The 13,715-nt window shown below is 28.0% G+C and carries 11 protein-coding genes and 1 pseudogene; 3 read left to right on the top strand and 9 right to left on the bottom strand.

From position 1 onward, the window contains the following. Positions 1-1,515: a UbiD family decarboxylase gene (locus tag CRV09_RS00060; protein WP_241973697.1), complete on the bottom strand. Its 1,515-nt coding sequence runs from the start codon at positions 1,513-1,515 to the stop codon at positions 1-3. Between the two features lie 425 nt (positions 1,516-1,940). On the opposite strand from CRV09_RS00060, the gene CRV09_RS00055 reads away from it, so the two are divergent. From CRV09_RS00055 to CRV09_RS00045, 3 genes are all read left to right on the top strand, one after another. Next, positions 1,941-2,846, top strand: coding sequence for a RepB family plasmid replication initiator protein (locus CRV09_RS00055; protein WP_136132110.1), 906 nt, complete (start codon positions 1,941-1,943; stop codon positions 2,844-2,846). 291 nt (positions 2,847-3,137) lie between these two features. Further along, positions 3,138-4,352, top strand: coding sequence for a cupin domain-containing protein (locus CRV09_RS00050; RefSeq protein WP_136132109.1), 1,215 nt, complete (start codon positions 3,138-3,140; stop codon positions 4,350-4,352). Positions 4,353-4,659: 307 nt separating this feature from the next. Beyond that, positions 4,660-5,133 (top strand): recombinase family protein, encoded by a 474-nt coding sequence (locus tag CRV09_RS00045; RefSeq protein ID WP_338419099.1) that lies wholly within the window; start codon positions 4,660-4,662, stop codon positions 5,131-5,133. Between the two features lie 127 nt (positions 5,134-5,260). Here the strand turns inward: CRV09_RS00045 and thiD are convergent, their stop codons facing one another. From thiD to CRV09_RS00005, 8 genes and pseudogenes are all read right to left on the bottom strand, one after another. Continuing rightward, the gene (gene thiD, locus CRV09_RS00040; protein ID WP_136132108.1) at positions 5,261-6,070 is read right to left on the bottom strand and encodes a bifunctional hydroxymethylpyrimidine kinase/phosphomethylpyrimidine kinase; all 810 of its coding nucleotides are present in this window, start codon (positions 6,068-6,070) and stop codon (positions 5,261-5,263) included. A gap of 142 nt (positions 6,071-6,212) precedes the next feature. Continuing rightward, positions 6,213-7,358: a 2-iminoacetate synthase ThiH gene (thiH, locus tag CRV09_RS00035; protein ID WP_136132107.1), complete on the bottom strand. Its 1,146-nt coding sequence runs from the start codon at positions 7,356-7,358 to the stop codon at positions 6,213-6,215. After that, positions 7,355-8,146, bottom strand: a complete 792-nt coding sequence (locus CRV09_RS00030) for a thiazole synthase (RefSeq protein ID WP_136132106.1) — start codon at positions 8,144-8,146, stop codon at positions 7,355-7,357. Before CRV09_RS00030 ends, thiH begins: the two co-directional genes overlap by 4 nt. A 3-nt stretch (positions 8,147-8,149) precedes the next feature. Beyond that, positions 8,150-8,350, bottom strand: a complete 201-nt coding sequence (gene thiS / locus CRV09_RS00025) for a sulfur carrier protein ThiS (protein ID WP_136132105.1) — start codon at positions 8,348-8,350, stop codon at positions 8,150-8,152. A 54-nt stretch (positions 8,351-8,404) separates the two neighbouring features. Beyond that, complete coding sequence (locus CRV09_RS00020) at positions 8,405-9,145, bottom strand: HesA/MoeB/ThiF family protein (RefSeq protein WP_136132104.1); 741 nt, start codon at positions 9,143-9,145, stop codon at positions 8,405-8,407. 34 nt (positions 9,146-9,179) lie between these two features. Further along, the gene (gene thiE / locus CRV09_RS00015) at positions 9,180-9,833 is read right to left on the bottom strand and encodes a thiamine phosphate synthase (protein WP_136132103.1); all 654 of its coding nucleotides are present in this window, start codon (positions 9,831-9,833) and stop codon (positions 9,180-9,182) included. A gap of 70 nt (positions 9,834-9,903) precedes the next feature. After that, positions 9,904-11,700: pseudogene (thiC, locus tag CRV09_RS00010) on the bottom strand (phosphomethylpyrimidine synthase ThiC); the annotation flags it as partial. A gap of 371 nt (positions 11,701-12,071) precedes the next feature. Then, positions 12,072-13,346, bottom strand: coding sequence for a Glu/Leu/Phe/Val family dehydrogenase (locus CRV09_RS00005; RefSeq protein WP_136132101.1), 1,275 nt, complete (start codon positions 13,344-13,346; stop codon positions 12,072-12,074). Between the last annotated feature and the right edge of the window lie 369 nt (positions 13,347-13,715).

Here is a 13,715-nt window from a genome sequence, read left to right as displayed (position 1 = left end):
TTATTTTTTATATTCGGATTTGTTTAGCCAGATATTTGGATTGAGTTTTTTAAAGTTTGTCCTAATAAATTTATTTTTTAAGTTATATGGAACTGTGCAATCAAATATTGTTTTTGTAGTGATTCCTTTATTATTATTTATAGATATTTGAGAGGGATCTAGAATATGTCCTGTTATTCCTGGAATAAATAATGTATCGCTGTCACCAGAATATCGTGTTTGCATAGCCCATAAAACATCATTCGTATCAAATAAATTAACATCTTCATCTACTAAAATAATATTTTTTAACTCACGGTATATGGCTAGAGCTATTATAGCTGCATGTCTTGTCATTCCATCATCGTTTTGATTACGTTTGTTTACTTGTAATATTGCAAGTAACTTTCCTCCTCCTGAACTATGTGCATAAACATTTTTTACTAGTCCAGGTATTGAATCTTCACATTGTAAATAAATACTAGCTTCTGTTGGGATGCCTACTAAATTTACATGTTCTTCTCCTGGACCTATTAATGTTTGTAATATGGGATTTTTACGTGTTGTTATAGCTTTAACTTTAATTATTGGTAATGACGGATTAGCTTTACCCGTGTAACCAAGAAATTCTGGCATTGCTTTTCCTGTTTTAGTATTTTTATCTTCTTGTATTCTAACGTTAGGAAGTATTTCACCTTCTATCACTATTTCTGCTCTTGCAATTGCTTTTTGTTTTATAGAAATACATTCTGTTAATTCTACTGGTTTTTCACGTAACCCTCCTGCTATACATAATTCGTTAAAACCGAAAGGAGTAATAGGTGCTTCAAATCCTGCTCCAATATATATTGCAGGATCAAGACCTATATTAATTGATATAGCTAATGATTTTCCAATTGATTCTGCTTTTTTTCTAAATAAATTAATATGTCTTCCTGGTGCAAAAAATACTGATAATTCGTTTTTACTTTGTATACATAGTCTATGTATGCTAACGTCTGTATTATTTTGATTATTATGATCACTACTTAGCATTAAACCTAAACAAAAATAAGGACCTGCATCTTCTGGTGTATTAACTATTGTAGGTAAAATTTTTCTTATATCAAAATATTTTTCATTAGCATTGTATATCACTTCTTGGCAAATAGCTTGTTTTTTGTCTACAAATACTGGAGTAATTATTTTTTTTCTAGCTTTAGCCATATGAATTCCTAGGTTTTTTGATGAAACGCCTAATAGTTTGCTTACTCTTTTTCTGCTAGCCATTAATCCAACTAAAATGCGAGAATCAGGAAATCCTTTGATATTATTAAATGTCATAGCAGGACCTATTTTTGTAGGCCTCATTACTGTACCTCCAGCACCTATGTAACGGTAAACGCTTGCTAGTTCATTTATTGGATTAACTTGATAATTAGTTTCGATATATTGATTTGGAAAATTTTTGATGAATTTTATTGCAGAACGTAAATCATTTATCATTAATGATTTATTAAATAAGTTTTTTTTGTTGTTTTTTTTATTTTTTTTCATTGTTTGTGCTTAATCTTTAGGTTTTTTTTGATTTTATTTATTAAATAATTATCCACAGATAATAAATTTTTAAAGTACTAAAAAATTATATTAGAATTTTTGTTTATTTATTTGATTTAAAATATTTTTTTAAAATAAATTAGAGTATGGTCTTTCAAGTTATCCACAGTTTTTCTACTTATACACAGAATAGTTCCTATATAAGATCCTTATAGATCCAATAAAGATCCTATAACCCTCATAAGTCAGATTATACAAGGGCTAGAGGGTTATAGACATTCACTATAATCAGTAAAACATTCACTATAATCAGTAAAACATTCACTATAATCAGTAAAACATTCACTATAATCAGTAGAGCATTCACTATAATTAGTATTAAAATTTATATTATTTTTTCATTCAATTAAAGATAAAATGCATTCATGAAAACCAAAGATTATCAAAATAAAACATTTTTAAAATCTTTTTCATCAGTCAATAAAAATACTGGTGAAACAATTCAACTGTATCCTAATAAGGATAACACAGTACAACCAGCAGCTTTAATGAGGTTAGGATTGTTTGTTCCTACTCTAAAGTCTACAACTAGAGGAAAAACAGGCTCTATTGCTTTTACAGATGCTACAAAGGAACTTAAAAATTTATCATTAGTTAAAGCTGAAGGTTACCAGAAAATTACCATTACTGGTGCTAGACTAGATATGGATAATGATTTTAAAACATGGGCAGGTATAATTCAGTCATTTTCACGATATCCTATTAAAGGAGATACTGTAACCTTATCTTTTATTAATTTTATAAAAATGTGCGGAATTCCATCTGCACATTCTTCATCTATTTTACGCAAACGTTTAGATTCATCTCTTCGTCGGATAGCAACCAATACTGTATCTTTTGAAGGTAATGGTAAAGTTTATCATACACATCTAGTTCAATCTGCATATTATGATAGAGATAAAGATATCGTAAATATTCAAGCTGACCCAAAATTGTTTGAACTTTATAGTTTTGATCATAAAGTATTATTGCATCTTAGAGCTATTTCTTGTTTAAAACGTAAAGAATCAGCTCAAGCTCTTTATACTTTTTTAGAGAGTCTTCCAACTAATCCCATACCAATTTCTCTTATTAGATTACGTATGCGTCTAAACTTATCTTCTAAAATTACCACGCAAAATTATGTTATAAGAAGAGCAATGAAACAACTTAAAAAAATTGGTTATCTCGATTATTCTGAAGTAAAACGAAGACATGCTGTATTTTTTATTATCCACGACCGAATACCAAAATTAAAAAAAATCAATCATTATGAAAATGATGATTTTTAATCTTAAAGTCATTATTAATGATGGGAAACATTCACTATATTCAGTGATATTAATAACAAGAAAAAATTTTCAATTAAGATTTATGAAAGTATCCAACTAAGGATATATAACAACAAAATAGCAATTATATATAATAAATAATTTTTACATAAAATATGATTGTCATTTTAATATTAAAATAATTAAAAATTATAATCTAATTTGAATGCAACGAATATTAAAAATATTTTTGGTCATAAATATACTTTAAAATACAAATTGATATTATTTCTAAAATAAGGAATATCACTGATGAATAAGTTTTCAAGAAGAAATTTTATGACATTTGCACTAGGTAGTGCTTTAGCCTTAGCGACATATCAAGTTTATCCATATAATTTATGGATTAAAGATTATATATATCATTACAGAAGAAAAAATAATGATCCAGGTCCAAAAGATACCATAAGAGAAAAAGAAAACCCAAATATTATGAATCCACCCAAAACAGATAATGGTACATTGCCAAACCTTCGTTATTCATTTAGCGATGCACATATCAGAAAAGGAAGTGGAGGATGGACGAGACAAATTACTCAAAGAGAACTAGGAGTAGCAACTACTATCGCAGGGGTTAATATGCGTCTTAATGCTGGAGGAATAAGAGAATTACATTGGCATAAAGAATGTGAATGGGCGTATATGCTATACGGTAATGCACGTGTAACTGCATTAGATAATAAAGGAAAATGGTTTATCGATGATATTGGAATTGGTGATTTATGGTATTTCCCTCCTGGCATTCCTCATTCTATTCAAGGTATAGGGTCAGACGGATGTGAATTTTTATTAGCATTTGATAACGGATCTTTCGATGAAGAAAGCACTTTTCTCCTTACTGATTGGTTTAAGCATATTCCTATTGAAGTTTTAGCTAAAAACTTTAAAGTGCCAACATCAACATTTTTCAAACTACCATCACCTAATGACAAATATATCTTTTCTGGTAATGAAAATGATAATTTATCTCTTGATTTAACAAAAAAATCAAAAGAAAAGTTTACTTACAAAATGATATCACTAAAACCCACACAAGTTTCTGGAGGATATGTAAACATTGTAGATTCATCAATCTTTTCAATTTGTAAAAATATTTCATCAGCTTTGGTAGAAATACAACCAGGTGGTATAAGAGAACTACATTGGCATCCTAATAATGATGAATGGCAATATTATATAGAAGGTGAAGGCCGTATGGGAGTTTTTGCTTCTTCAAGTCAAGCAAGAACTTTTGATTTTAGAGAAGGAGATGTTGGTTATGTTCCTTTTGCTATGGGTCATTATATTGAAAATACAGGTAAAACCACTATGAAATTTTTAGAATTATTTAAAAGTAATTATTATGCTGATATTTCTCTAAATCAATGGCTTGCTAATACCCCAGTTGAATTAATTAAACAACATTTAGATCTAAACGAAAAATTTATTAATTCACTTTCTGTTAACAAAAATATTGTAGTTAAATAGTTACATAATTCATTAAGCTATTTATAAAAATAAAATAATTAATTTGATTTATTATCAATAAATTAATTTATTTCTTTATAAAAAAGCTCTTATCATTAATTTATTTTTATATATTTATATTATTTTATAATTATTACAAGATTAATATTAAAATTATCTTAATTATTTTAATTAAGATAATTTTAATATTTATATGATTTTTTTATTGTTATATTGATTTTTTGCAAAAACTAGCATTTTTGCAATTAAAACTCTACTAAAGGTGTATAAAGTTATTTTATAAGAAATTAAGTTATGGTAATTTAATATGCGAATTGGTTATACTAGAGTATCAACACAAGAACAAAATAATAGTATGCAAATCTCTATGCTAAAGAAATCTGGTTGCTGTCAGGTTTTCCAAGAGACTATGTCAGCAGATTGTTTAAATAGACCTAGGTTAACTTGTTTAATTGATCAGTTGGGTCCTGGAGACGTTTTAGTAGTATGGAAACTTGATAGATTATCTCGTTCTTTAAAAGTATGGAAACTTGATAGATTATCTCGTTCTTTAAAAGATTTATTAATATTGTTAGAAAAAATAAGATTGGTTGGCGCTGAATTTGAAAGTCTTACCGAAACAATTAATACTACAACACCAGCTGGTCGTATGATGATGCAAATAGTTGGGTCATTTGCTGAATTTGAACATGCTATGCTATGTGAGCGTACTATTATTGGTTTAAGAGTTGCTCGCAACAAAGGGAGAATAGGAGGTCGACGTCCAAAACTTAATTTATAATAAAGAAAAGAGGTTTTAGAAATGATTAACTCAGATAAAAAGTAGCTAAGATTTTTGATGTTTATCCTTATACTATATCTAAATTTTTGAATAAAAGAGATAATTTATATGTTGAAATAAATTAATTTTACCACCATTTATAAAAGTGATGTAGTGGTCCTGAACCTTTCCCTATTGACAGATTATTTGCATTTATTAAAGTTTGATATATCCATGTTTTAGCTTCTTTAAATGCTTGAAGCCAGTCTTTACAATATGGAATTTTTGCTGCTATTGCTGCAGATAATGTACATCCTGTCCCATGAGTATTTTTAGTATTAACTCTATTACTACTGATTCTTATTTCTTGATTTTGAGTTATAAACCAATCAGGACTTGATGGACCTAATAAATGACCACCTTTTATAATTACTACTTTACAACCAAGTGATAAAAGTTTTTTTCCTTGATTAATTATTTGCTCTTCATTTTTAGCTGGAATGCCATCAAGAAGCAATGCTGCTTCAATAAGGTTTGGTGTAATAATTGATACAAGAGGTATGAGTTTTTCTTTTATTATATTGAGAGCTTTTTTATCTACTAATTTATAACCATTTTTAGCTATCATTACAGTATCTAGTACTATCCAAGGAATTTGATATTTAATAATTTTTTTTATTATTATTTCAACTATATTAGCTTTGCTAAGTAGTCCAATTTTAATACTATGGATATGTATATCATTAAATATTGATTCTAATTGTGCATCTACACAAGATGCACTTATTGGATATATCGATTGTACTCCATAAGTATTTTGTGCTGTCAGTGTAGTAATAACTGTAGTTCCATATACTCCTAATGCTGAAAAAGTTTTTAGATCAGCTTGAATACCAGCTCCACCACTAGGATCTGAACCAGCGATGCTTAGTACATTAAATATTTTTTTTATATTCATATATGTTATAATTTTAATTAATGTTTTAACTTAACTTTTTTGATAAAATTTTATAGTTTTAACATATAACTAAGACAGTTATATGTTTTATTTCTTATTTAATATTAAGAATAATATTAATATTTTGATTTATAGAAATATTTTAATATTTAATTGAATTAATCCTTAAGTATGAATCCCAATCTTTATATATTGGTTGGATCCCGGCAGATAATAATACTTGGTGCATTTCTTTGGGAGAACGATTATCATAAATAACAAACTGTTCTAGTTCTTTTTTATTACTAGCATAACCTCCAGGACTAGTTTTAGAACCGGTACTAACATTATTAACTAAAATTGGAATTACATGGTTGCGAAAATTTGGAGATTCTCTAGTTGAAAGAGAAATTTCAATTTCTGGCATTAATAGACGAAATGCACACATAGCTTGTAATAAATCAATATCATCTATAAGAACGGCAGAATTAGATATAGTTTGTCCAATACAAGGTCTTAAACGGGGAAAAGATATTGAATAACTACTTTTCCAATAAATATCACGTAAATATAAAAGATGTTTAGCAAGTATATAACAATCTACTCGCCAATCATTAGATAATCCCATTAACACACCTAATCCTATTTTATCTATTCCAGCTTTTGCTAATCGTTCTGGAGTTTCTAACCTCCAAAAAAAATTTCTTTTTTTCCCATATAAGTGATTATTACTATAAGTGATTATATCATACGTTTCTTGGTATACTAGTACACCATCGACTCCTAATGCTTTTAACTCAACATATTCTTCTTCAAGCATTGGCTGAATTTCGATTAATAATGATGAACTACAATAATTTCTTATTAATGGTATGTAACGACGGAAATAATCCATACCAACTTTGTTCTTATGTTCTCCAGTAACCAATAAGAAATTATTAATTCCTTTAGCCCTTATTACTTCACATTCTTTAATAATTTCTTGTTCATTAAGTATTTTTCTTTTAATACGATTACTTTTAGAAAAACCACAATATGTACATTCATTTGAACATAAATTGGAAAGATAAAGAGGTAAATAAAAATTAACAACATTACCGAATCTCTGACGAGTTAAACCCTGAGCTATTTTAGCTAAAGGCTCTATGTAAGATTTAGCTTTTGGAGATAAAAGTGCACTGATTGATGCTAAATTAAAGATTTTTGTATTAAGAACTTTTTCTACATTTTTTTCATTTTGATTGTAAATACAAAAAGATAAATCATTCCAATTTATTTTATTCCAATTTTGAGAAAAAGTATTCATTATGTTTTCTTGGTGTTTTTTTTATAAAAATTAGTTAAAGGACTCGTAGAATTAGCTAGTAAACTTACAGGACCTAAAATTGATTTTCGTGCTAATTCTCCAGCTTGTACTGCAAGTTTAAATGCTTGTGCCATAGAGATTGGGTCTTGTGCTATGGCTATAGCAGTATTTATCATTACTGCATCAGCGCCTAATTCTAATGCTTCAGTAGCCTGACTGGGACAACCAATTCCGGCATCGATGATTACAGGAATTTTTGTTTGTTCTATGATAATCTGCAAAAAATCACGAGTCTTTAATCCCTGATTAGAACCAATAGGAGATCCTAATGGCATTACTGCAGAACAACCTACTTCAACTAATCTCCGACAAAGCATTGGATCTGCACTACAATACGGTAATACCACAAAACCTTTTTTTACTAATTTTTCAGCTGCTTTTAAAGTTTCTATGGGATCAGGAAGTAGATATTGTATATCTGGATGAATTTCTAATTTTATCCAATTCGTATTTAGTGCTTCTCTAGCTAAATAAGCAGCAAATATTGCCTCTTCAGCATTTTTCGCGCCAGAGGTATTTGGTAAAAGTTTTATTTTTATTTCATTTTTAGCTTTATTTAAAGCTGATAAAAAATCATCGTTTTTATCATTAAAATTTAATCTCCGCATTGCTATTGTAATTAATTCACTTTCAGCTACAAAAATGGCTCTTAACATTAAATCATAGCTAGAAAATTTACCTGTTCCAATAAACAACCTTGATTTAAAATTAATTCCATGGATAGTAAACAAAGTTTAACCCCCAGCAATGGCTTGAAATACAATTATATCATCTCCATCTTGTAGTTTATATTTTTCCCATTTGTAATTTGGAACTATTTTTTGATTAATAGCTAGAGCGATACCATTTGCATGACCTAACTGATTAATAATAAAATCATTTAAAAAAATTGGTTGAGACAATTCTAACATAGAATCATTAAAGATAATTTTCATTTAACAAAATCTCTCTTAAAGTAAGTATATTTGGAATATTTAGATAATGTTTTATTAACAAATTGAACAATGTATATTTTTATTTAAGTATATGTTTTTCCATTTTAAAGATTTTCCGTTAAATAAATATAATTGACTTTGATTAGTAGACCTAATATTACATAAAAATTTAATAGCTTCTAGCGCTTGTATAGTACCCATAATTCCTACTATAGGACCAAGTATACCGAAAGAAGAACAGTCAATATCAACTTTATCTTTAATTTCAGGAAATAAACAAGCATAACAACCGTTGTTCCAAGGTGGTATAAGTATCATAATTTGACCATTAAACCCAATTGCACTAGCACTAATAAATGGTTTATTATAACGAACACATGCAGCATTAATATTGTATCTGGTTATTAAGTTATCACTGCAATCTAACACTAGATCTACATGTGCTATTTGTTTATTTAAGCATTTGTCGTTCATTCTGTCTGTTAAAGCGATATAAAATACTTCAGGATTGAGATCCGATAATTTTTTTTTAGCTAAAATTGCTTTTAATTTTCCTATATCATTACTATGATATAATATTTGTCTTTGTAAGTTAGTTATATGTAATTTATCGTTATCTGCTAATATTAATTTGCCTATTCCAGCAGCTGCAAGATAAAGAGCAGCAGGTGAACCTAATCCTCCTAAGCCAATTACAAGAACTGTAGCAGAATGTAATAAATTTTGACCACATAAACCTATTTCATTTAATAAAATTTGCCTACTATAACGCAAAAAGGACTTATCGTTTAACATTTATTTCATTCCTTATATTTAATCACAATTAAATTTATTTATTTACATATTTATTCTCCCAATTTTTTATTATTTCTAATAATTGAATTGTCGTTTGATACCAATTAGAAGCCTTAGTTATAGCACTTACTACAGATATACCGCCTATTCCACATGATAAAACATTTTCTATATTATTTATATTGATACCACTTATAGCCACAGTAGGAATATTTTTTAATCTAAGACCAAGATTAAATAATTTTTCTAAACCTTGGGGTTTAGAAAACATTTTTTTTGTATTAGTGGGAAAAATATGTCCTAAGCTAATATAAGATGGATTACAAGATAATGCTTTTAGTAATTCTTTTTCAGAATGTGTAGATAATCCTAATCTTAATCCATATTTTAGTATTGTATTTAAATCAGCTGAATTCATATCTTCTTGACCTAAGTGTACTCCATAAGCACCATACTGTATGGCTAGTTTCCAATAATCATTAATAAATAATTTAACGTCATATTTATTTCCTAATAACACTGCAGCTTCAATTTTTTTATTTAATTCTGTTTCTGTCTGATTTTTGATACGAAATTGTATTGTGGTAACACCTGTATCTAATAACCGTTTTAGCCAAGTTAAAGAATCTATTACTGGATATAAACCAAGTCTATGTGGAACTGGTAAAAATTTTGTATTAATATTCATTTTATTTTTAATAATTATCTAGTTTAGATAAAAAAATTTCTCCGAGTTGTTATTTTATTTTTTTTGAGCAATTTTTAAGTTCTTGAGATATTTTCATTGAACAAAATTTTGGACCACACATAGAACAAAAATTAAGTACTTTACTATATTTTTGTGAAGATGCTTCATTATGATAGGCTCGAGCTGTTAATGGATCAATTGCTAAATTTAGTTGATCATTCCAACGAAATTCAAAACGTGCTTTTGATAGTGCATTATCACGAATTTGTGCTATAGGATGACCTTTAGCTAAATCAGCAGCATGTGCTGCAATTTTATACATTATTATGCCTTGTTTTACATCTTCTTTATTTGGTAAACCAAGATGTTCTTTAGGTGTAACATAACATAGCATTGAGCAACCAAACCATCCTATAAGAGCAGCACCAATGCCTGAAGTAAAATGATCATATCCAGGAGCTATATCGGTGGTGATAGGTCCTAATGTATAAAAAGGTGCTTTATGACAGTGTTTTAGTTGTTCTGTCATATTATGTTTAATCATATTCATTGGTATATGACCTGGACCTTCTATCATTACTTGTACATCATGTTTCCATGCTATTTTAGTCAGTTTACCTAAAGTATATAATTCTGCGAATTGTGCTTTATCATTTGCGTCTTGTATTGATCCTGGTCTTAATCCATCACCTAATGATATTGATACATCGTACTTAGCACAGATTTCACAGATATCATAGAAATGTTTATACAAAAAATTTTCTTTATTATGAAATAAACACCATTTAGCGATAATGGCTCCACCGCGAGATACTATACCGGTGAGTCTTTTATAAGTCATTGGTATATGTTGTAATAATAATCCAGCATGTATAGTAAAGTAATCTACTCCTTGTTCTGCTTGTTCTATTAGTGTTTCTTTAAATATTGACCAAGTGATGTTTTCTGGTTTTCCTTTAGCCTTTTCTAAAGTTTGATATATAGGAACTGTACCTATTGGAACAGGACTATTACGAATAATCCATTCTCGGTTTTCATGAATATTTCGACCAGTAGAAAGATCCATAACTGTATCAGCACCCCATCTTATAGCCCATATTAATTTTTCTACTTCTTCTTCAATAGAAGAACTAATAGATGAGTTACCAATATTTGCATTTATTTTTACTAAAAACTTTTGACCAATTATCATTGGTTCTAATTCTGGATGATTTATATTAGCTGGAATAATAGCCCTACCAGCAGCTATTTCTTGTCTAATAAATTCTGAAGTAACTTTTCTTGGTATTTTTATGTTTTGATTTTTTTTAATATATTTTTGATAACTATTTTTTTGAAAAGATAAGTCTCGTCCCATATTTTCACGTAAGGCTACAAATTCCATTTCTGGAGTAATTATTCCAGCACGTGCATAATGCATTTGAGTAACACGTTTTCCTTGTTTTGCTTTGAGTGGTCTATGTAAAGCATTAAATTTTATGTTCTGTGAAATTAAGTTGATATTTTTTTCTTGATTAAATAAATTAGTTACATTAATAAATTCGTTATCTTGTCTTTGTTTAATCCAATTTGTTCTAAGTCTTTTTATACCATAATTGATATTAATATCTATTTTGGGATCTCCATAAGGACCAGAAGTATCGTAAATTACGATTGGTTCATTATGTTTATAAATACAATTTTTTTTTTCTTTGATTATGCTTGGATTTAAAGTAATTTTTCTCATTGGTACCTTTATATAAACATTACTTCCTTTTAAATAGATACGTTTTGAGTAAGGAAAACTATCATTTTTTAGATTATTTAAAAAGGATTTTGCTTGCTCACGATTTTTATGACGTGTATCTAAAAAAATTGATGAAGACATATTAATTTCCTTTTAATCTAAGAATTAAAATTCTTACATTTACAGAGATATTCTACATAAAATAATGTATCAACTAGTTTAGTTTCCATTAACAGTATCTAATTTTATGTATAAAATATGTAAGTCTAATATATTCTAGACTAATTATTTGTTTTTACTAAATCTAATTGCTTACCTTTGAAGGAAATAAATAATTAATTATTTTATAGTATATAAATATACCTATTTATTTTTATATTTTGTATAGTTAGGCTGTTATATTTTCTTTTAAAAAATATAACATATAATTGTAATAAAGATTGTGATTCTTTATTTTTATAAGATATTAAAAGAACATTGCTGATTTTGGTTCAGCAGTGTTCTATTATTTACTAACCAGGATAAATGCCTCTATCTTTACGAGCCATTAATATACGTTCACATGCCACAATATATGCTGCAGTACGTAAAGAACATTTTTTTTCTTTTGCTTTTTTCCAAACATTTGTCATAGCTTCAATCATAATTTTATCTGAACGTTTATTAATTTCTATTTCACTCCAGAAAAAACTAGCCATATCTTGTACCCATTCAAAATAACTTACTGTTACACCTCCTGCATTACATATAACATCTGGAACTACAGTAATACCTCTAGATGCTAAAACATCATCAGCTTCAGTGTAAGTTGGACCATTAGCTCCTTCGAGTACTAGTTTACAGTTAACTATTTCAGCACGTTGACTTGTTATTTGACCTTCTAATGCAGCTGGTATTAAAATATCCATTTCTGTTGACCAAAATGCATCTTTATCAATATAAGTTGCTTTATTAAAACCAGAAATGTTTTTATTTTTATTTTGCCATTTTATAAGTTCTGAAATATTTATCCCATTATCGTTATATAAAGTAGATGTATGATCTTGAATAACAATAATTTTTGCACCAGCTTTATCAAATAAACGTGCTATTTCGCTTCCGACATTACCAAAACCTTGAATTGCTATCTTTGAGCCCTCTATTTTTATTTTTTTTCTACGTGCTACTTCACAACCAGTTATAAATACACCTCTTCCAGTGGCTTTTTCTCTGCCTAATGAACCTCCCAAATGAATTGGTTTACCAGTAACAACCCCTGTTATTGTATTACCTAAATTCATGGAATAAGTATCCATTATCCAAGCCATGACTTTACTGTTAGTTCCTACATCAGGAGCAGGTATATCTTTTTGGGGTCCAATAATAATACCGATTTCACTAGTGTAACGACGAGTTAATCTTTCCAATTCATTTTCTGATAATGTAAAAGGATCAACTCTAATACCACCTTTAGCACCGCCAAAGGGTAGATTGACGGCTGCACATTTAATAGTCATCCATGCAGAAAGTGCCATAACTTCATTTAAATCTACTTTTGGATGATATCTAATACCTCCTTTACCTGGGCCTCTAGAAAGGTTATGTTGAACTCGATATCCTTCAAAATGACGTATTGTTCCATCATCCATTTGCAAAGGAATATCTACTATTAAAGCACGTTTAGGGTGTCTTAATGTATCTATCCAACGAGAAAGATTGCCTAAATAAGACGTAACTCTATCAATTTGCTCTAAATAAGTTGACCAAGCAGATGTACGTCTTTCAGACGTATAAGATAACTTATCCATAAAAAACCTTAATTAATAAATTTGTTTTATTTTCGATGCTTTAAATTTAAATTTTATTTATATATGATATTTAATATCTGTGTTTTTTCATCCTTATTTCAGGGATAAATTTGATATACTTTGTTTAACAATTAGAATAATTAAAAATATTAAAGGAATAAAATTTTCTTTAATAAATCTTGATCTTATGTAGATATAATAATTTAATACGAGATCACGTAACTTATATATATTATTATAGATTATATAATAATAAAATATTTGTATGTTATTTTCATAAAAATTTTCTAAAATCTAATAAAAATTAGATGTATTTATTAATAATTAATGAAATTTTTAGTATATTTAATTAACATAAATATTTTAGTT

This window comes from Candidatus Pantoea edessiphila, from assembly GCF_002933345.1.
Classification (GTDB): domain Bacteria; phylum Pseudomonadota; class Gammaproteobacteria; order Enterobacterales; family Enterobacteriaceae; genus Pantoea_C.
Note: the sequence above shows the minus strand (reverse complement) of the source record. Positions and strands in the feature narration are given on the sequence as shown.